Here is a 19639-nt window from a genome sequence, read left to right as displayed (position 1 = left end):
AGATTGGGCATTTTTATTCCTGCTTGTTATTCAATACTTTTTATCAAATACTGGGCCTGTTTTGGTCTAACGCCAGCCCATGCCTTTACGATTGGCTTCACGATTTTCAAGCTTTAACTGTTCGGACTTAGTTAACATCACATACAGCGCCCCAGTGCCGCCCTGCTCAGTTTTCGCCGAATGATAGGCCAGCACCATATCCAACTGTGATAACCAACAACACACAGCGGATTTGAGCAATCCCGCAAAGGGTTGGCTCTGATAGCCTTTACCGTGGATCAACATGACACAGCGTTCACCATGCGCCTGCGCTGCCAGTAAATAGTTAAGGATGGCATCACGAGCTTGGTTTAACCGATAAGCATGCACATCAAGCTCCATCTTGATGCTGTATTGCCCCATTCGGAGTCGTTTAAAAACGCCGCCTTGTACCCCCTCACGCTTAAAGCTTACAATGTCATCTGGCGCTTGCTGCACAAACGCTTTTAAATCCAGCGGCATACACGCTAAATAAGCTTCTCTTTGTAAGGCATCACGTCTGTGGATTTGTTCCGCCGTTAACGCTTTGGGCGCAAAAATCACCACAGGCACCTCGCCTTTCAGTGGCACAACTCCAGCCATTTCCTCAAAAAACAGTGCTGATTCATCATCCAGCATAGCAAGCTCCTTTACTTCACACTCTTGTACAGAAACACACTTTGTAATCATTCAAGGCTTTAGTTCAGCGGGCGGCTCCATTATAGTGACGCCATGATTGCCAGATTAGAATAAAGTAATGAAATTTTTGCCGCTAGTCCTGATGTGCCTATTGTCGCTGCCAAGCTTAGCCAATCCAGCTAAAACGCATACAAAATCCACAGATGATCAATTGATCAATGCTAATTATCCTTTATTTATTAGCGCTTTTAATCAATTATCCCCTGAAGTGACCCGTGAAATTTATGCCGATGATGCGAGCTACTTATCTGAGAGTCAAAGTAAAGAGATTTACTATGGACGAGATAATATCGTTGCGATTTACAAGAAATTTTTCGATAAAATCCGCGCTAAGAAAGCCACTATCGACGTGGATTTCCGCATTACTAAACGTAAAATTATCGGCAATGGTGCCATAGATACTGGCTATTATTTAGTTCGATTTTATCCCGCACAAGAAACGGGTGAACCTGTGAGTGAATTTGCAGGCAAATTTGCCATTGGTACAGAAAAGGTCTCAGCGACTCAGTGGAAAGTAAGTTTAGACACCAATAATCGTGCAGAACCTAGCTATTATCTAAATGCGAAACCTGTGCCTAATTTGTATTATGGCCGCCAGTTCCCGCCTTTGCCTGTCGGTAAAAAATTACCCTAAGTTTTGTGCTGACGCTATTTAACGCATTCAGATTCCAGCCTAATGCGTTAGAATAAAAGCCTAATCTATTGAAATAAATCGTCATTTAATTTATGTAGCAAAGAAAACATGATTACAACTGAACAACACTGCCCCTGTGGCAGTGGCAAACGCTATCAAGATTGCTGCTCTCCACTACATATTCATCTGGATTCTGGGCAAGTCGTTGCGCGCACGCCCGAGCAACTCATGCGCTCACGCTACTGCGCATTTGTGTTGAAAAATTTTGATTATATTTTAAAAACACATCATCCCGAGTATCTAAACGGTCTCACCCTAGCGAGTCTCAATACTGGCCCTCACCCACACTGGTTAGGACTAGAAGTACTCAGCAGCAGTGAAACACCCGCCCACAGCACTCAAGCGAGTCAAGCCGAAGATGAACCAAGACATGGCACAGTGACATTTAAGGCTTGGTACACACTCGAAGGTGAACTAGATGCTATCTATGAACGTTCGGAATTCATCTATCAAACGGGCCGCTGGTATTACAGCCAAGGCCAGCAAATGACGGCGAAGTTACCCGGTAGAAATGATCCTTGCGTTTGCCATAGCGGTAAAAAATTCAAACAATGCTGCTTAAAATCCCTCTGATTTAACAAGTACACTAGTCTAGTGGGTCAAGACCGAAGGGCTTTTGGCCGACAAAATAAATTGTGCAAACTCAGGCTCCCGCAATGCGGGGCTATAGAGATAGCCCTGCGCCTGATGGCAAAAACTTTTCGCTAAAAAGGCTTCTTGTTCAAGGGTTTCAACCCCCTCTGCCGTCAAAGAGATATTCAAAGCACTCGCCATGGCGATAATGGCTGACACAATTTCGCGGCTTTCACGACTCACAGTAAGATCTGAAATAAAAGACCGATCAATTTTGAGTTTACTGATCGGGAACTGCTTCAAATACCGCATAGAGCTGTAACCCGTACCAAAATCGTCAATCGCAAGCCCCACGCCTAATTCAGCCAATTCTTGGCATAACAAGGTCGCATGGCGAATATCGCCCATCAACTCAGTTTCAGTGATTTCTAAAATTAACGTTTTAGGTTTCAATCGATAACGAGTTAATAGCTGCCAGACCTGCTCGAATAAATTGCCACTGAAAAACTGACGGGCCGACACATTCACGTGCATCGTCATGTCCGCATTATGGTGTTGCCATAGGTTTAGCTGGCGACATGCGGCCTCTAACACCCAGCTGCCGATGGAATTAATCATCCCCGATTGCTCGGCAATATCGATAAAAGATGCGGGAAATAACACGCCTCTTTTTGGGTGATGCCAACGGATTAAAGCTTCAGCGCCAATATAAGTATTCTGCTCTAAATCCCTCAGTGGCTGATAATAAAGCTCAAACTGACGGCCACGAATGGCACTGTGTAAATCGCGCTCTATCTGTGCATCTTCTTTAAATGCGCTCAATAAAGTGCTGTTAAACACTTGGATTGCTGTGCCCTTTTTCTTTTTAGCATACTGAACAGCAATATCGGCACAGGTTAACGGCGCAAACAAACTCGCCACCGAGGCAATATCCACCACAGCTAAGGCAGGCTTGGGCTCGACTTGTTCGCGACCGATTAAGATAGGCATAGCCAGATGCTGATACAGACGCGTACTAAAATAATCGAGATCGTATACCGCGTTATCATCGGTCAGCAGCACGGCAAATTCATCGCTGCCGACACGGGCAATTTCAGTAGCTTTATTGATTTCGGAGAAATGTTTCAAACGGCGAGCGATTTCAATCAATAAGCTATCGCCATTCTCATGGCCATAGGTATCGTTAAACCGCTTAAATCCAACCAGATCGACTAATAACAATAGTCCCTTATTGGTACGTTCAAGCACTCGATTAAAGTGGGTGCGGTTATGTAACCCCGTTAATCCACAGCGCCATGCGAGGCGTTCAAGCTCTGACTTGTAGTTGTGCTCATCGGTATTTTCTTCACACGAGACCAAGGCATAATGATTGCCGCGATCAGTAATGAATTGACTCAAGACGTATGTCAGCCAATAGCGGCTGCCATCGGCACGACTAAACTGCACTTCGCCTTTGGCAATCTCGCCCCTAAATATCTGCGCTAGGGTTTGCTCGGCTAATTGGGCATGCTGCTTAAAAAAAGCCAATTCACGGATATTTGCGCCGATTATCTGCTCACGGGGCATGCCAGTGATTTCACTGTGCGCCTGATTCACATACTCGACTTTTTCAGTATGCAAATTAATGAGCATGCTGATCTGCCGGGATTGCTCAGTCGCGCAGCGAAACAAGCTCAAGCTTTCTTCTTTGTCGTAGCTGTGTTTTGTCGCTAAGGTCAGGGCTAATTGATCGGCCATCTGGCACGATAGGTGGATTTCGCTGTCGTGCCAATGGGGAGTGAATTGCGCCCGCTCGATGCAGAGCACACCTTCGAGACGACCGTTGATGCGAATGGCGATGTCGAGAGTTGAATTGATGTGCCGCGGGATAAAGTAGCACTCTGCCAATTCACTTAAACGGGGATCGGTCAGGGCATTGCCGGCATCGATATGGCGCAGGGTTTTAAGCTCGTGCACATAACGGGGACAAGCTTGTAATAGTTTAGGCCTATGAATGTCTTGCAACATCATAGAACCAAATTGTGCAACGAGTGTTTGCGTTTGTTGATCAGCTGAAAACGTCCACACTGACACCAAAGAAACCGCTAAATTCTGGCACAACAACTCTGTGGCTAACTCTGCTGTCTTGGTGAAATCGCCCTGCTGTTTTGCAGTTGACTGAACCAAAGACTCCAATAAATGCTGATGCTGACGTCGCTTCACGCTGATTCCCTACAAAACTTCGTGTTGGGCTAAAGGTCTTTGCTACGCGCAAACGTAGCTTGAAATGTGCAATTAAGCTGATTGAATTATTCTTATTTGGAGGCAGATTACACTATCTATTGTAAGTGCAGCAACATGTGGCACAATTTATTACAATTCAGTTAACAACTGCAGCATTTTTAGACAGTTAAAACGATTAAGTTCGAATTCTATCCGCTAAAATCTATCCGCTAAAAGTGCTGCACAAAAACTTATAAACCGTTTTCCAATTGGAAAATCATTTTCTCGGCGCTCACACCAAAGGTCAGCAGTAAATCGATACCCGCAGCCGTGGTCACAAACTCAGTTTGTACTTCAGCAAATCGAGCTTGGGCACGGCTCGCCATACTTTCTGCATCTGTTTGCGCGCTATCGCCAACAAAATTTAACGTCAATAAGGTATCGTGTTCATCAATGACGGCGCCGATATCGACAAAACTGCCACAATCGGTGCAAGTGTCATTTACTGCCGGATTCTGTGCTTCTTTTATGCCTTTCATCTGTATTCCTTATTTATAAAGCGACTGATTAACGACATCACTAAACTATGCCGCTAATTTATTTGCGCGGTAAGTGGGTAACTCGATAGGTTAATCAGAATTATAGGTAATTAAGCCTCAAGATAACTGGCTTTAGCTCACGCTTATTTACTGAAATGGCGCAGATTGACGCTATTGGTATTGAAGAGGACTTGCTGGAAATGGGTAACTAGGCAGAAGCAAGCAGAGGCACCAGATTACGTTGGATTGCCAATTGATCGGCAAAATGCATGATTTCAACCTTAGGCGCGCTGAGTTGGCCCCTCTGCCTAAGCTGGGTGACATGATCACAGTTACTCAAGGCCTCGGCCATTGCTACGCTCTCACTGCCTCGGATCACTAAGGCTTCCGGTCGCAGTGCCTGCTGTAATTGAAATGCCCGCGGACCTTGCGCCATAAAAATACTGCTATTATCGACAACAGGTTCGGCAGAAGATAAATCTGCCATTAAGCTTTGCTGCGGTGGTAATTCGAACTGACGCTGTAATTTTTGCGCCATATCAAGCTCGTTTTGCCATTGAAATTGCGCCATGTCCCGTGCGTCAACCGACAGTAACGACAGCAACAGGGCGAATTCACCCCGTCTGTCGTTTTCTATCGCCGCGTTTAAGCGGGTGCCAATTTGGGCTTCGTTGACTAAAGGAACATCAATTTGCATAAAAAAACATCGTCAAAACAATTCGTTGTTAGTTAATCGACCATTTGATGCATAACTTTAGGAAAATTTTTAAATTGGGTATTTACATGCAAAAGGTTTCTGACTACTATGGCGGCCGCAATTGAGGAGGGGTTCCCGAGTGGCCAAAGGGATCAGACTGTAAATCTGACGGCTCAGCCTTCGAAGGTTCGAATCCTTCTCCCTCCACCATTTGCACTGTAAGTTTGTGAGTGTTGTTCGAAAATGATGTAGAGTTTTACAAAAGCGTTAAAGGTTTTCGTGGAGGGGTTCCCGAGTGGCCAAAGGGATCAGACTGTAAATCTGACGGCTCAGCCTTCGAAGGTTCGAATCCTTCTCCCTCCACCATCTTTATCTCTAACGCAGATAATCATTTTCAAGTATCAAACATGGCCAATGTTTGGTTCAGCTTTAAAAGTAAAGAAAGTTTGTGGAGGGGTTCCCGAGTGGCCAAAGGGATCAGACTGTAAATCTGACGGCTCAGCCTTCGAAGGTTCGAATCCTTCTCCCTCCACCATTTCTTTCATTATCTATACCCCTCTTGTTCAATTTCCGTTTTGTCTATCCAAGTTTTATCTGCCATAACTTCATCTATTCCTTTTGTTCTGATTACATTCTTTGTATTAAACTGCACTTCTGTTTGAAGCCATCTTTTTAGTTCGCGATATTTGTCTTTAACATCAATCACGCTTCGCGCGACTTCAAGCTAGTGACTCCAAGCAGATCCAATAAAACCGCTTTGCACGTCCCTGTGATATGCTCTAACAATGATCCCTTTCGAAGTGACTATGATGATATCTAACACAATTCAACCGCCAGTGGACTCACACAGCGCTCGCAGACTCTGCCCAACGTGGGAAGCCCATGCGATAGGCAAGATTGAAGCGGATTTTCAGCGCAGCGCCGATACCCATTTGATTAAACTTGAATTACCTATGCTCGATGGCATAGATATTTATCTTAAAGATGAAAGTACCCACCCGACAGGCAGCTTAAAGCATCGCCTCGCCCGCTCACTCTTCCTCTATGCCCTGTGTAACGGCTGGATTAAGCAAGGCACGCCGATTATTGAATCCTCATCGGGCAGCACGGCGATTTCTGAAGCCTATTTTGCCCGCTTACTCGGTTTACCTTTTATTGCCGTAATGCCTAAAAGCACGGCTAAAAAGAAGATTGAGCAGATCACTTTCTATGGCGGCCAATGTCATTTTGTCGACCATTCCAGTGAGATTTACGCCGAATCGGCACGCCTCGCCGCAGAGCTTGGCGGCCATTACATGGATCAATTCACCTACGCCGAGCGCGCGACCGACTGGCGCGGTAATAACAATATTGCCAATTCGATTTTCAATCAGATGGAGCGCGAGCCACATACTATCCCGCGTTGGATAGTGATGAGTCCGGGCACAGGCGGCACATCGGCGACCATAGGCCGTTACATTCGCTATCAAAGGTTGGCAACCCAGCTTTGCGTAGTTGATCCACAAAACTCGGTGTTTTTTGATTTCTATCAGAGTGGCGATGCCAGCTTAACCTGTTGCAATGGCAGTAAGATTGAAGGCATAGGTCGACCAAGAGTTGAGCCATCGTTTATTCCTGGCGTTGTGGATACTATGCTGCAAATCCCCGACGCAGCATCAGTGGCGACAATTCATTGGTTAGAACAACTGATTGGCCGTAAAACCGGCGCATCGACGGGCACGAACCTTTACGGTGCATTGCAACTTGCCGTACAAATGCAAGCGCGCGGAGAACAAGGCTCAATCGTGACCCTAATTTGCGATTCGGGTGAACGTTACCTCGATACCTATTACGATGCAGATTGGATTGCAGCTAACGTCGGCGATATTGTGCCCTATCAGCGCCAACTTGCGGCATTCAATCATTTTGGTCAGCTAAGCGAGCTTGATTAATCGACACGATTAAATCCCTTGCCTTGAATCGATGGCTTTAAAGTCCACCGCTAAACGTCAGTCATAAAAAACGCCCCACAGTTGTGAGGCGTTTTTTTATCGTTGGTAGAGTAACCCAAGGGCATTAATCAATATTCAAATACTTATGGGTTTGGATCGATAAACGCCAATTACGGGCAATACACACCTTCATCGCCAGTTCAGTCGCTCTGGGCTTTTGGCTAATCGGCTGCAGACAAATTGTTTTCGCCGAAATATCGATGTCTTGCAGTAAATCATCCAATTCAGCAATGTGATTTTCAGTGGCGATAGGATGCTTAATCTCATTGGCACGGTTCAGCGCCTGCGCTAATACCTTATAACCACCTTTCATGTTCACCTTGGGCGATACCGTCACCCAAGTGTCATCGGCACAATTGATGTCGAAGGTGCCACTGGTTTCGATTTGGGTGGCAAAGCCTTGACTGTGCAAGGTTTCGGTTAATTCGCGTAAATCGTATATACAAGGCTCACCGCCGGTGATCACGATATGGCGCGCAGTGAAACCTTTAGCATGAAAAGCTGCGATAAGACTTTGCGCCGTATGATCTGCCCAGCGACCAATAGTACCGTCTACGGTAATGACTAGCTCTGGCGTCACTTTATTCACTTCAAGCACATCCCATGTCTGTTTCGTATCGCACCAAGCGCATCCCACGGGACAACCTTGCAGGCGGACAAATATGGCGGGCACTCCGGTAAAGACACCTTCACCTTGAATGGTTTCAAATACTTCGTTGACTGGGTAGTTCATGCTGGCGTTCCACTTTTCTGGGGCGGCATTTATAGTGGATTTTAGCTTGAGCTGCAAGTTTTTGCGCCGAGAAAGCTATTTGATCTAGATCGCCAGAGTTTGCAAGCCCTATGGCCTGAGTTACACTAACGGCCTATTTATGCGTGTTCTACGGTGAAGTGAAATCTTTATGTCAACGAGCTTAGTGTCAAAACCCTTAGCGTCCAAAGCAGTGGTAGTATTCAGTGGCGGACAAGATTCGACAACCTGTCTTATCCAAGCCCTAACCCAGTACGATGAAGTACACGGGATCACCTTTGACTACGGTCAGCGTCACCGCGAAGAAATTGAAGTCGCCAAATCCTTAGCCAAACGCTTGAAGATCACTAGCCATAAAGTCATGGATGTCACCTTACTCAATGAGTTAGCGATATCAGCGCTGACCCGTGATGCGATTCCCGTTTCACATGAGTTAATGGAAAATGGCCTGCCGAATACTTTTGTGCCTGGACGTAATATTCTGTTTTTAACGCTTGCGGGCATTTATGCCTATCAATTAGGCGCTGAAGCGATTATCACAGGCGTATGTGAAACCGATTTTTCTGGTTACCCAGATTGTCGCAACGATTTTGTTAAAGCGATGGAATCAGCCTTAGTTCAAGGCATGGATAAGCAACTTAAGATCATCACGCCCTTAATGTGGCTCAATAAGGCTCAAACCTGGGCGCTGGCGGATAAATATCAGCAACTCAATCTGGTTCGCCACCACACCCTCACTTGCTATAACGGCATCATTGGCAATGGTTGTGGCGATTGCCCGGCTTGTCATCTTCGTAAACGGGGTCTGGACGATTATCTGCAGGATAAAACCGCTGTCATGGCTTCACTCGACGCTAGCGAGCCAAATGCATGACACGCAGTCCCTATTGGGTCGCGCTGGTGGTGAGTCTGATATGTGCGGGTTTGTATGTCGCAGGCTTAGCCAGTCCTGCTGTCGACAACCTGCTCGCCTATCGCCGCAGTGCTATTGCTGATGGTGAATGGTGGCGCTTAATCAGCGGTAATTTATTGCACACGAATCAGTGGCACCTGTTGATGAATCTTGCGGGTCTGTGGGTTGTGCTGTTTTTGCATCATTTCCACTACCATCTCAAAGGCTTAAGCGCACTATTCCTCGTATTATGTTTACTCGAAGGCATAGGCCTATATTTAGGCTATCCGCAATTGCTCGGTTATGTCGGCCTAAGCGGTATGTTGCATGGCCTATTCGCCTACGGCGTGGTGCAGGATATTGTCCGCAAGCTGCGCTCAGGCTATCTGCTGTTACTTGGCGTTATCATCAAAGTCGGCCACGAACAGCTTTATGGCGCCAGCAATGATGTCACCGCCATGATAGGCGCGCGCGTGGCAACCGAGGCGCATTTGGTCGGTTTAATCTGTGGGCTGATTTGTGCTTTAACGGTATTCATCACGTTGAACTTTCGCAACGTAAAAGTCGCCGCTTAATTCACCAGCACAGATTAAAAAGCCGTCACAGCATAATTGCTGGACGGCTTTTTTTGATCTTGAGTGCCGAGGTCAATCTAGGCCTTGAACAACAGATCCCGCAGATGTTTAACTTCATCACGCATCGCCGCCGCTTGTTCAAACTCTAAGTTGCGCGCATGTTCGTGCATCTTCTTCTCAAGCTTATCGATTTGATGGCTCAACTCAGTTGCATCAACTTTGTGGTAATCGGACTTAGACTCTGCCACTTTGCCATACACAGCTTTAGTGTCACGGCCGTCATCGACATCCATCACATCGGTGATCCGTTTAACCACGCCCTTAGGTGTGATGCCGTGTTTTAAGTTGTGCGCGCGTTGCCGTTCACGACGGCGGTCAGTTTCACCAATGGCCTTCGCCATCGAATTAGTAATACGGTCAGCATAGAGGATCACTTTACCATTGACGTTTCGCGCGGCTCTGCCGATAGTTTGAATAAGCGAGCGTTCAGAACGCAAGAAGCCCTCTTTATCGGCATCTAAAATACACACCAAAGATACTTCCGGCATGTCTAAGCCTTCGCGCAAGAGGTTGATCCCAACCAACACATCAAACTTTCCTAATCGCAGATCGCGGATGATCTCCACTCGCTCCACCGTGTCGATGTCGGAATGCAAATAACGCACTTTCACCCCATGCTCGTCGAGGTATTCGGTTAAATCCTCCGACATACGCTTGGTCAGTGTTGTAACTAATACCCGCTCATTCACCGCCACCCTTTTGGCGATTTCGGACAATAAATCATCCACTTGAATACCGACTGGGCGCACTTCTAATTCAGGATCAAGTAACCCTGTCGGTCGTACGACCTGCTCTGCAATCTCGCCTTCGCTCTTTTCTAACTCGTAGGCACTTGGCGTCGCCGACACATAAATGGTCTGCGGCATCAATTGTTCAAACTCTTCAAACTTGAGCGGGCGGTTATCTAATGCCGACGGTAAGCGGAAACCGTATTCCACGAGCGTGGTTTTACGGGAACGATCACCTTTGTACATAGCGCCGATTTGCGGCACAGTCACATGGGATTCGTCGATAATTAATAAGCCGTCAGCGGGCAAATAGTCGAGCAAGGTTGGCGGCCCTTCTCCAGGAGCGCGGCCAGACAAATAGCGCGAGTAGTTTTCGATACCGGAGCAGTAACCTAACTCCACCATCATTTCCACATCGTATTGCACTCGCTCATGAATACGCTGTGCTTCGATTAACTTATTGTTATCGAGTAAATATTGTTTACGCTCACGCAGTTCTTCTTTAATGAACTCAGTGGCGGCGATAATTTTTTCCCGCGGCGTCACATAGTGAGTCTTAGGGTAAACCGTCGTACGTGCTATCCGTTTAATAATATGGCCCGTTAACGGGTCAAACTCACTTAAACGCTCAATCTCATCGTCGAACAATTCAACACGAATGGCATTACGCTCAGAATCGGCGGGGAAAACATCAATCACTTCTCCACGCACGCGATAGGTGCCGCGCTGCAGTTCAATATCATTACGCGTATATTGCAACTCACTGAGACGGATTAAGATATCACGCTGCCCCATCACATCGCCTTGGCGCAGATGCAGCAACATTTTTAAATAGGAATCAGGATCACCCAAACCATAAATGGCCGACACAGAGGCGATGAGCACCACATCTTTGCGCTCTAACAGCGCCTTGGTCGCCGACAGGCGCATTTGCTCAATGTGGGCATTTACTGACGCATCTTTCTCAATAAAAGTATTAGATGCAGGCACATAGGCTTCTGGCTGATAGTAATCGTAGTAAGAGACAAAATACTCGACCGCATTATGGGGAAAGAACTCTTTCATCTCGCCATAAAGCTGCGCCGCCAAGGTTTTATTCGGCGCCATGATAATTGTCGGGCGACCTAACTTTTGGATCACATTGGCAATCGTAAAGGTTTTACCTGAGCCCGTCACCCCAAGTAAGGTTTGGCAAGCTAAACCCGCTTCGAGTCCATCGACTAATTTGGCTATCGCTGTAGGTTGGTCGCCTGCGGGGGCGAATTGCGATTCAAGCTGAAAAACAGATTCTGACACGCGCACATATCCTTTTAATGAGTCGCCCCATTCTAATCAAGTCACCGACTAAGCTCCACAGTTATCCTTACTGTCGCCATTCATTACGCCGCAACACCGCCAGATGACAATTTAGTGGAAGCAACATGAAACTTTTACACCAAGTCATTTTCAACGATTTTTGCTTACAAAACACCCGCAAACTAAGCAAAAATGCCAATTTAATACACAAGAAATCAATTTCGTTAGATTACAAAATTGCAACCTGATTTATCCCCTCAATAAAAACTACTTGCTTTTAGTATGCACTTGATAATACTTATATTTATTTTTGAACCCCAAAATAGTGCATTTTAAGTCCGCCGCCCATACGCCAAGGCTTTGACGGCCGTTTATTAGGACAACTCACAGGGTTATCCACAGATTTTGTTGATAAGTCGAAATAACCTAGAAACCACGCGGGATTGGAGGCTGTCATGCCACTGAATAACAGCCAGTCAACATTTGGTAATTTAATTACATTTGATAAATGTTGCTACTTGTATCAATTTCACTAATTGCAACTACCCTTACTCTTCACTGCGTTGTAAGCCATTCGACTTGAGTAACAGATACGGCTAATTTGATGAAAGCTAAATTAAAATCAGTCACATATTGCGTGTTGAATTGGACACTTTAACGTTTAAAAAGCAATGAACGGCGATCAAATCTCGTTGAATAACTTGTTGGCGCTAAGCTAAAACCTAGCATAGACCAGTGATTAATACTCTAGCACTCCTTAATTATCCTACTTTCGAAGCTAAGATACGCTTCAACGCCATTAATAGTTCACTTTTACAGTAAATGTCTTCTATATACGACATACGACGTATAGACAGCTTAACCTTTAACTTGCTTACGGTGCATACTTGCTAGCCAATCTTTAGTCGGACATGGTGACGTATGCCATACCGAAGAAAGAAGCGTTCGTTAATCGCCGACCATACAGTAATGTGCCTCACGGTTTAAGCCTTGAGGTTTACCAAAGCTCCATATCCCTCTTTATGCTGCGATAACTTAACACTGCACCACTATGTTGGCTTACCAAACTAACCCAATGCTTATCAATCAGTAGAAAAGAGGAATTAAACCCGCAGCAATATTTGGTAGCGCTTTATATTTAAATTGTTTAAGTCTATTTATTGACTCTGAGCTCAACTGATTTCCCAAAAGTGCTTATTTTTTAACGAGTGATTTCAATTTTATAGCAATTTCACCCTGCGAACGGTAGCGGCGTTCAAAGCTATATTGCGAATTGTTAAGTGGTTTTTCACTAAAAATGTCGAATTCTGCACCACGATGCACATTAGATGAGCACTTAACAGCATAATTACACTTTTTTTAGTAACTCGAGTTGACTCATCCCACAGAGCGTTTTACTATGCGCTCCGTTCTCAACGAGTCGCTACGACTGTGTGAAACGATTCCCCTGTAGTTCAGTCGGTAGAACGGCGGACTGTTAATCCGTATGTCACTGGTTCAAGTCCAGTCAGGGGAGCCAATTTAACGCAGAGTAAAAGCAAGTAAGAACAAGCAGTAACAATATGTAATCGATTCCCCTGTAGTTCAGTCGGTAGAACGGCGGACTGTTAATCCGTATGTCACTGGTTCAAGTCCAGTCAGGGGAGCCAATTACATTATGACACTGCTGGTTTAAAACGATTCCCCTGTAGTTCAGTCGGTAGAACGGCGGACTGTTAATCCGTATGTCACTGGTTCAAGTCCAGTCAGGGGAGCCAATTTAAAACACAGAATAAAGTCGATAGTCATATCGCACCCGATTCCCCTGTAGTTCAGTCGGTAGAACGGCGGACTGTTAATCCGTATGTCACTGGTTCAAGTCCAGTCAGGGGAGCCATATTCAAAGTGTTATTTCTTAAAAGTCGATAGCAATATCGCACCCTCTACTCCCCTGTAGTTCAGTCGGTAGAACGGCGGACTGTTAATCCGTATGTCACTGGTTCAAGTCCAGTCAGGGGAGCCATATTTTCTAATTCAACAACCCATTCCTCAGTTTCACTCCTGCTTGGCAACTTATTCTTTTCGTTTTGTTTTTAAGCAAATGCAGTTACACTGTTACCAGCTTATTAAACAAATTTCTGAGTATCTTCACACAGATAGCGGTTTTTAAGCATTCTTGACTTAAACTTATCCTGTTCGTACTCACCAAAATCTAGAGCGGATTTTTATGGCCATGTCAAAATCATATCCAATTTTTTTACTGCTTATTTTTTTAGGTCTTTTTGCTTGGGTGTATCAAAGTGAAAACAGTCAATTGCAAGTCCAACAGCAGCAAGAACTCGATAGTTTTAAATCCAGCTTAATCCGCTACCAAGAATGGCAAGGTAACGGTGTAGAACTCTTTAAAAAACTTTCTGAAAACTACTCATTCCAGTTCTTCCAATATATTGATGATACCGACGGCCAACTGAGCCATACCGAAGGAAGCTTAGACAGTCAACATCCCCACCCTTTAGCGAGTTTATTTTCCATCGAGCTCAGCCACACACAAAAATTGGCATCGGGTCGTTTACAGGTCAAGCTCAGTGCAAACCAAGCCATTGATACTGCAATTAGTAACACTGAAAAACTCGGTGCCATGTTGCTAGCGACTTACCTTATTTTGCTGTTAGTGTTTATCCTATTAATGTCGAAGCTTAGGGCTGCAGTACGTTATGCTGCTGATTATATTTCAAAAATACCAGAGTTAGGCTTTTCTGCCGTCGCAGCATCGAAACTGACTGGCGAGCTCACCCCTATTGGTATTTCCCTTGAAGAATGTCGCCTGCAACTTAAAACTCAAATCGATAAGCTCAATCAAGAAAACGAAAAGCTACATAAAGCCGCCTATCAAGACACAGTGACAGGTTTTAGCACCCGCCCAGGATTTACAAAAAAACTAGAAACCATTAGTAATCCAAATATTCCTCAATTGGGCTTGATGGCTATGGTTAAAGCGACCGAGTTGGCGCAAATAAACCAGAAACAAGGGCGAACTGCGGGAGATGATTATCTCGCAAGAGTCGCCAATTGCATCCGTAAAGCCTGTAGCAGCTATCCTGATGCCGAATATTTTCGAGTAGCGAGTGCTGATTTTGCAGTGTTTATTCCCGAAGTTATGCTCAAAGATGCACCGAAATTTTTAGACCAGCTAAAAATTTACCTCGATGAATATCAGCAGATGACAAAAGCGGAATCCGTTGCCCATATAGGCTTAGTCCCCTACAACCAAGGAGTGGAAGCGGCTAATTTACTGACCATTGCCGATACTGCGGTCAGCATAGCGCAAACCCTTGGGCCCAATAGCTATCATATCCAAGAAAAACTCAATGGGGATGAACAATTTGGAGACGATCGCTGGAAGATGGCGATCAATGATTTAGTCACTCGCCAAGCATTGAAATTTTACCAGCAACCTATTCAGCCGTGTCGTACTGATGTCGAAGTTTACCGCGAATTATTAGCCCGTTTTTATAATAGCGAAGGCAAATTCTTACCTACCACCACAGTGATTGCCATGGCTGAACGTCACGGCATGAGCACTGAGTTAGATAAACTGGTGGTGATCAGTGCATTAAGAATACTTAAGGAAAACCCGACCATTACCGGTAACTTTGGTATCAATATCAGCGCATTTTCGGCCCATCAAGACATGTTTGTCGCTTGGTTGAAGGACATATTAGGTAAGCAAAAATACATCGCCTCGCGCTTAGTATTTGAGATCAACGAGTCCGGCATGCAGTCTAACTTAGGGGCGAGTTATAAGTTTGTCCGCGAAGTGCACAGTGTCGGTTCGCGGGTGTCGATTGAGCGTTTTGGTATGAGCTTTACCTCCTTCAAATTCTTCAGCGAAGTGCGGCCCGACTTCATCAAGCTCGATGGTAGTTACACTTCTAATATCGATGAAGACAGCAACAATAAGTTCTTCGTGCGTATGATGGTGGATGTCGCAAGGCGGATTGGCATCCGGGTCATCGCTACCAGCGTCGAACGCCAAGAAGAAAAATTAACCCTCGAAAAACTCCTCATCGATGGATTACAGGGCTATTACATCGCACAGCCACAAGCTATGGCCATTACAGATCAGATTTAATACTTTAACGGGTTAATTCGTCGCCAAAATTTACAGTAAAGATGGTTAACCCTGCATTCTATATGTTGTTTATGCATACGGAAAAGTCGATAATACGGCCAAGATCCGTTTAGAAAAGTATTAGGATGACTGAATATCTCCTCCTGTTGATCAGTACAGTGCTGGTCAACAATTTCGTTTTAGTGAAATTCTTAGGCCTGTGCCCTTTTATGGGGGTCTCCAGCAAACTGGAGTCCGCTATTGGCATGTCTATGGCGACCACTTTTGTGCTGACGTTAGCCTCTATTCTCAGTTATCTCGTCAACCAGTATCTGTTATTACCCTTTGACCTGAGTTATCTGCGAACCATGAGCTTTATTTTAGTGATTGCCGTTGTGGTGCAATTTACTGAAATGGTCGTGCAAAAGACCAGTGCCGCTCTGCACCGTGCCTTAGGGATTTACCTGCCGCTGATCACCACCAACTGCGCGGTATTGGGCGTTGCCTTATTAAACGTGAACGAGAAGCACGATTTTATCCAATCGGCTATCTATGGCTTTGGTGCTGCGTTAGGCTTCTCATTAGTGTTAATTCTCTTCTCGGCGATGCGCGAGCGTTTAGCGGCCGCCGATGTCCCCCTACCTTTCAAAGGCGGCGCGATTGCGATGATCACCGCAGGTCTTATGTCCCTCGCCTTTATGGGATTCACAGGATTGGTTAAGTAAGATGTCCGGAATTTTAATTGCAGTCATATTGTTGACCCTAATGGCATTAGTCTTTGGGGTGTTACTCGGTTTTGCCGCCCTTAAATTCAAGGTTGAAGGCAACCCGATTGTCGATGAGCTCGAAGCTATTCTGCCACAAACCCAATGCGGTCAATGTGGTTACCCAGGTTGTCGTCCCTACGCTGAAGCCATTGCCAATGGTGATAAAGTCAATAAATGCCCCCCTGGCGGCACAGCCACCATGGAAAAGCTGGCGACCCTAATGGGCGTCGAGCCAGAGCCACTGAATGCCGAAGCACAATCTCAAGTAAAAAAAGTCGCCTACATTCGCGAAGATGAATGTATTGGCTGCACTAAATGTATTCAAGCCTGCCCTGTGGATGCGATTATCGGTGCAGGAAAGCTCATGCATACCGTGCTTACAACCGACTGCACGGGCTGCGATCTCTGCGTTGAGCCTTGTCCTGTCGATTGTATTGATATGATCCCAGTCACCCCAAATCTTAAAAATTGGAACTGGCGCTTAAATGCTATCCCAGTGACGCTCATCCAAGAAAACATTATTCAAGAAACCAATATTCAAGAGACAAAGTCTGAAGAGGAAAAGCGGTGTTAACTTTATTAGATCAATTAGATAAAGGAACCCTTTGGCGATCACCCGGTGGAATACATCCTCCTGAAGTCAAATTCCTCTCCAACGCGACGCCTATTGGCCAACTGCCATTAGCCTCGACGTACTTAGTGCCCGTCCCTCAAGTCGGTGAAAACTGTACGCTTGCGGTGAAGGTTGGCGATAGCGTCTTAAAAGGCACGCCATTAACGCAAGGTACCTCGATTTGGCATTTACCGGTACATGCGCCAACATCGGGCACTATTGTTGCTATCGAACCAAGGGCGAGCAACCATGCCTCTGCATTGCCGGTTAACACTTGCGTTATTGCAGCCGATGGCAAAGACACCTGGTGCGAGTTGGTACAACATCAACTTGATGACTTAAGCCATCAGCAAATCGTTGATAAGGTTCGCTCAGCCGGTATTGCGGGTATGGGCGGCGCAGCGTTTCCGACTCATATTAAGCTTAATCCGGTCAGTGAAATCGATTTAGTCATCATCAACGGCGTCGAGTGCGAACCTTATATCAGCGCCGATGACAGATTAATGCGCGAATATAGCCAAGATATCCTCGCGGGTATTGGCATAATTCATCGGCTATTAACGCCAAAACGGATTGTTATCGCCATTGAAGACAATAAACCTGAAGCGGCTAAAGCCATGCAAGCAGCTGTCAGCCAATGCGGACTCCCAGCGGGCAGCATTCGGGTCACGGTTATCCCGACAAAATACCCTTCTGGCGGTGAAAAGCAGTTAATTCAAATCATTACTGGCCGCGAAGTGCCCTCGGGCGCCATTCCCGCCAAACTCGGTATTGTGGTACATAACGTCGGTACTGCCTATGCAATTCATCAAGCCGTCACTCTAGGCAAGCCGCTGATTGAACGCGTTGTGACTGTGACAGGCAAAAATGTCAGCAAACCGGGGAACTACTGGTTACCGATAGGCACGCCCGTTGATCACGTACTGACTGCAACTGAATTCACGCCAGAGCCTGACCAAAAGGTGATTATTGGCGGGCCTATGATGGGCCATGCGTTAGCCAATATCCAAGTGCCAATTTTAAAAGGCACTAACTGTATTCTGGTACCCAGCAGCCAAGAAATTGGTAGCGCGCCAGAAGAAAAAGCCTGTATCCGCTGCGGTGAATGTGCCACTGCCTGCCCTGCACTCTTGTTGCCACAGCAACTTTTTTGGCACGCCAAGGCCGAAGAATATGACAAAGCCGCCAGTTACAATCTAAAGGATTGTATTGAATGCGGTTGTTGTAGTTACGTTTGCCCGAGTGATATTCCTTTAGTCGAGTATTACCGCATTGCCAAATCAGCACTTAAACAAGCCGCCGATGAGAAGCAGCAAGCGGAGCGCGCTAAACAACGCTTCGATGCCCGCTTAGCGCGTCTCGAAGAAGAAAAACTGGCCCGTGAAGCTAAAGCGAAAGAAGCCGCAGAGCGCCGACAAGCGACGATGACTGGCACAGATAAAAATGCCGTTGCTGAGGCCATGGCACGCATCGCCGCGAAAAAAGCCGCAGCGGCACAAGCAGCCACTGGCGAATCAATTACCGAAGAGGCAAGCGCCACAACAACTGACACTACAGCAGCACCAAAGGGTAAGGCCGCCGTTGCCGCCGCCATCGCCCGTGCGAAGGCAAAAAAAGCCGCCCAAGCAAATACCGAGAGTACTAAATCACCTGGGGCGGAAACAGATAGCGCTCAAATAGACAGTTCGGCGAATGTTGATGCGACTGAATCAGCCACTAATGTGATAGCGCAGGAAGCGCCGTTATCCCAGAAAGATAAAGTCGCGGCGGCGATTGCCCGCGCTAAAGCCAAAAAAGCGGCGCAGCAAGCAGAAACCGCAGCTAGCGATACTGAAGTTAGTAATACTGAAGTTAGCGTTAATGACGTTAGTGTTAGTGACGTTAATGATGCTGAAGCGATTAAGAAAGCCAAAGTGGCCGCCGCTGTAGCACGTGCTAAAGCGAAAAAAGCCGCGCAACAAGCTGAGACAAATGCTGAAAACGATTTAAGCCAGACCGCGACTCCAGCAGTTGATTCCACAGCTAGCGTTCAAGCAGATGTGAATGATGATACAGAAGCAGCCGCTACTGACATTAACGACGCTGAAGCGATTAAAAAGGCCAAAGTGGCTGCCGCAGTTGCTCGTGCTAAAGCGAAGAAAATAGCGGCTGCATCAGCAGAGTCTAAAACTGAGTCTGAAATAGAGTCCGTTGACGAGATCCAAACTGAAGCTAACATGGCATCGCCCTCGATAGCAGCAACGCTTGATACTGCAACAACTGAAGCTGATGCCGTTTTGCCATCGGTGGAACCCACTGCAGAGCCCATTGAAACGGCGCCTTTATCGAGTGATGAACTTAAAAAAGCGCGGATTGCTGCGACCATCGCCAAGGCAAAAGCTAAAAAAGCGGCACTCGCCCAAGAAGCCAACGCTTCGAGCGACTCAAGTGTGACTAATGATTAAGAACAGAATG

16 protein-coding genes and 8 tRNA genes are annotated in these 19639 nt (G+C 46.1%); 17 read left to right on the top strand and 7 right to left on the bottom strand.

Features of this window, described 5'->3' with window-relative positions; translation table 11 throughout:
• Positions 1-66: 66 nt before the first annotated feature.
• Positions 67-657, bottom strand: a complete 591-nt coding sequence (smrA, locus tag Q4Q49_RS00320) for a DNA endonuclease SmrA (protein ID WP_311998351.1) — start codon at positions 655-657, stop codon at positions 67-69.
• A gap of 118 nt (positions 658-775) precedes the next feature.
• Between smrA and Q4Q49_RS00315 the strand changes: the two genes are divergently transcribed.
• Both Q4Q49_RS00315 and Q4Q49_RS00310 read left to right on the top strand, forming a co-directional pair.
• On the top strand, positions 776-1351 hold the full coding sequence (locus Q4Q49_RS00315; protein ID WP_106650430.1) for a DUF4440 domain-containing protein: 576 nt from the start codon (positions 776-778) through the stop codon (positions 1349-1351).
• Between the two features lie 108 nt (positions 1352-1459).
• Positions 1460-1984, top strand: a complete 525-nt coding sequence (locus Q4Q49_RS00310) for a YchJ family protein (protein WP_311998350.1) — start codon at positions 1460-1462, stop codon at positions 1982-1984.
• Between the two features lie 18 nt (positions 1985-2002).
• Here the strand turns inward: Q4Q49_RS00310 and Q4Q49_RS00305 are convergent, their stop codons facing one another.
• The 3 genes from Q4Q49_RS00305 to Q4Q49_RS00295 all read right to left on the bottom strand — a co-directional run bounded on the left by Q4Q49_RS00305 (position 2003) and on the right by Q4Q49_RS00295 (position 5422).
• Complete coding sequence (locus tag Q4Q49_RS00305) at positions 2003-4186, bottom strand: bifunctional diguanylate cyclase/phosphodiesterase (protein WP_220776443.1); 2184 nt, start codon at positions 4184-4186, stop codon at positions 2003-2005.
• Positions 4187-4437: 251 nt separating this feature from the next.
• A complete protein-coding gene (locus Q4Q49_RS00300) occupies positions 4438-4725 on the bottom strand; it encodes a DUF406 family protein (RefSeq protein WP_311998349.1) in 288 nt (95 codons plus the stop codon).
• 208 nt (positions 4726-4933) lie between these two features.
• A complete protein-coding gene (locus Q4Q49_RS00295) occupies positions 4934-5422 on the bottom strand; it encodes a VC2046/SO_2500 family protein (protein WP_311998348.1) in 489 nt (162 codons plus the stop codon).
• 125 nt (positions 5423-5547) lie between these two features.
• On the opposite strand from Q4Q49_RS00295, the gene Q4Q49_RS00290 reads away from it, so the two are divergent.
• From Q4Q49_RS00290 to Q4Q49_RS00280, 3 genes are all read left to right on the top strand, one after another.
• Positions 5548-5632: transfer RNA gene (locus Q4Q49_RS00290), tRNA-Tyr, on the top strand.
• Between the two features lie 71 nt (positions 5633-5703).
• Positions 5704-5788: transfer RNA gene (locus tag Q4Q49_RS00285), tRNA-Tyr, on the top strand.
• Positions 5789-5872: 84 nt separating this feature from the next.
• Positions 5873-5957 (top strand) — tRNA-Tyr (locus Q4Q49_RS00280).
• Between the two features lie 9 nt (positions 5958-5966).
• Here Q4Q49_RS00280 and Q4Q49_RS00275 read toward each other — a convergent pair.
• Complete coding sequence (locus Q4Q49_RS00275) at positions 5967-6128, bottom strand: hypothetical protein (protein WP_159049125.1); 162 nt, start codon at positions 6126-6128, stop codon at positions 5967-5969.
• 79 nt (positions 6129-6207) lie between these two features.
• Between Q4Q49_RS00275 and Q4Q49_RS00270 the strand changes: the two genes are divergently transcribed.
• On the top strand, positions 6208-7353 hold the full coding sequence (locus tag Q4Q49_RS00270; protein ID WP_311998347.1) for a PLP-dependent cysteine synthase family protein: 1146 nt from the start codon (positions 6208-6210) through the stop codon (positions 7351-7353).
• Between the two features lie 124 nt (positions 7354-7477).
• Here the strand turns inward: Q4Q49_RS00270 and queE are convergent, their stop codons facing one another.
• The gene (gene queE, locus Q4Q49_RS00265; protein WP_311998346.1) at positions 7478-8146 is read right to left on the bottom strand and encodes a 7-carboxy-7-deazaguanine synthase QueE; all 669 of its coding nucleotides are present in this window, start codon (positions 8144-8146) and stop codon (positions 7478-7480) included.
• 169 nt (positions 8147-8315) lie between these two features.
• On the opposite strand from queE, the gene queC reads away from it, so the two are divergent.
• Together queC and rrtA are read left to right on the top strand one after the other, a co-directional pair.
• Positions 8316-9038 (top strand): 7-cyano-7-deazaguanine synthase QueC, encoded by a 723-nt coding sequence (gene queC, locus Q4Q49_RS00260; RefSeq protein WP_311998345.1) that lies wholly within the window; start codon positions 8316-8318, stop codon positions 9036-9038.
• The gene (gene rrtA / locus Q4Q49_RS00255) at positions 9035-9631 is read left to right on the top strand and encodes a rhombosortase (RefSeq protein WP_311998344.1); all 597 of its coding nucleotides are present in this window, start codon (positions 9035-9037) and stop codon (positions 9629-9631) included. Before queC ends, rrtA begins: the two co-directional genes overlap by 4 nt.
• A 77-nt stretch (positions 9632-9708) precedes the next feature.
• On the opposite strand, the gene uvrB is transcribed toward rrtA, so the two are convergent.
• Positions 9709-11715: an excinuclease ABC subunit UvrB gene (gene uvrB / locus Q4Q49_RS00250; protein ID WP_311998343.1), complete on the bottom strand. Its 2007-nt coding sequence runs from the start codon at positions 11713-11715 to the stop codon at positions 9709-9711.
• A 1443-nt stretch (positions 11716-13158) separates the two neighbouring features.
• On the opposite strand from uvrB, the gene Q4Q49_RS00245 reads away from it, so the two are divergent.
• From Q4Q49_RS00245 to rsxC, 9 genes are all read left to right on the top strand, one after another.
• Positions 13159-13234 (top strand) — tRNA-Asn (locus tag Q4Q49_RS00245).
• 54 nt (positions 13235-13288) lie between these two features.
• A tRNA-Asn gene (locus Q4Q49_RS00240) sits at positions 13289-13364 on the top strand.
• A gap of 32 nt (positions 13365-13396) precedes the next feature.
• Positions 13397-13472 (top strand) — tRNA-Asn (locus Q4Q49_RS00235).
• A 43-nt stretch (positions 13473-13515) separates the two neighbouring features.
• A tRNA-Asn gene (locus Q4Q49_RS00230) sits at positions 13516-13591 on the top strand.
• Between the two features lie 50 nt (positions 13592-13641).
• Positions 13642-13717, top strand: a tRNA-Asn gene (locus Q4Q49_RS00225).
• Positions 13718-13921: 204 nt separating this feature from the next.
• Positions 13922-15826 (top strand): GGDEF domain-containing protein, encoded by a 1905-nt coding sequence (locus Q4Q49_RS00220; protein ID WP_311899066.1) that lies wholly within the window; start codon positions 13922-13924, stop codon positions 15824-15826.
• A gap of 125 nt (positions 15827-15951) precedes the next feature.
• Complete coding sequence (gene rsxA / locus Q4Q49_RS00215) at positions 15952-16530, top strand: electron transport complex subunit RsxA (RefSeq protein ID WP_006081543.1); 579 nt, start codon at positions 15952-15954, stop codon at positions 16528-16530.
• A 1-nt stretch (position 16531) separates the two neighbouring features.
• Positions 16532-17146: an electron transport complex subunit RsxB gene (gene rsxB / locus Q4Q49_RS00210; RefSeq protein WP_311998342.1), complete on the top strand. Its 615-nt coding sequence runs from the start codon at positions 16532-16534 to the stop codon at positions 17144-17146.
• Positions 17140-19629, top strand: a complete 2490-nt coding sequence (rsxC, locus tag Q4Q49_RS00205) for an electron transport complex subunit RsxC (protein ID WP_311998341.1) — start codon at positions 17140-17142, stop codon at positions 19627-19629. The genes rsxB and rsxC overlap by 7 nt, the downstream gene beginning before the upstream one ends.
• Positions 19630-19639 lie beyond the last annotated feature (10 nt).

This window comes from Shewanella sp. SP1S1-7 (assembly GCF_031932105.1).
Classification (GTDB): domain Bacteria; phylum Pseudomonadota; class Gammaproteobacteria; order Enterobacterales; family Shewanellaceae; genus Shewanella; species Shewanella baltica.
This window is presented reverse-complemented; position numbering and strand designations above follow the sequence as displayed.

What these genes read in the sequence shown, in the direction of transcription:
- Q4Q49_RS00270 (WP_311998347.1), top strand. Translation starts at nt 6,208, where the DNA reads ATGATCCCTTTCGAAGTGACTATGATGATATCTAACACAATTCAACCG.
- smrA (WP_311998351.1), bottom strand. Translation starts at nt 657, where the DNA reads ATGCTGGATGATGAATCAGCACTGTTTTTTGAGGAAATGGCTGGAGTT.
- Q4Q49_RS00295 (WP_311998348.1), bottom strand. Translation starts at nt 5,422, where the DNA reads ATGCAAATTGATGTTCCTTTAGTCAACGAAGCCCAAATTGGCACCCGC.
- rsxA (WP_006081543.1), top strand. Translation starts at nt 15,952, where the DNA reads ATGACTGAATATCTCCTCCTGTTGATCAGTACAGTGCTGGTCAACAAT.
- rrtA (WP_311998344.1), top strand. Translation starts at nt 9,035, where the DNA reads ATGACACGCAGTCCCTATTGGGTCGCGCTGGTGGTGAGTCTGATATGT.
- queC (WP_311998345.1), top strand. Translation starts at nt 8,316, where the DNA reads ATGTCAACGAGCTTAGTGTCAAAACCCTTAGCGTCCAAAGCAGTGGTA.
- Q4Q49_RS00310 (WP_311998350.1), top strand. Translation starts at nt 1,460, where the DNA reads ATGATTACAACTGAACAACACTGCCCCTGTGGCAGTGGCAAACGCTAT.
- Q4Q49_RS00300 (WP_311998349.1), bottom strand. Translation starts at nt 4,725, where the DNA reads ATGAAAGGCATAAAAGAAGCACAGAATCCGGCAGTAAATGACACTTGC.
- Q4Q49_RS00220 (WP_311899066.1), top strand. Translation starts at nt 13,922, where the DNA reads ATGGCCATGTCAAAATCATATCCAATTTTTTTACTGCTTATTTTTTTA.
- Q4Q49_RS00315 (WP_106650430.1), top strand. Translation starts at nt 776, where the DNA reads ATGAAATTTTTGCCGCTAGTCCTGATGTGCCTATTGTCGCTGCCAAGC.
- queE (WP_311998346.1), bottom strand. Translation starts at nt 8,146, where the DNA reads ATGAACTACCCAGTCAACGAAGTATTTGAAACCATTCAAGGTGAAGGT.
- rsxB (WP_311998342.1), top strand. Translation starts at nt 16,532, where the DNA reads ATGTCCGGAATTTTAATTGCAGTCATATTGTTGACCCTAATGGCATTA.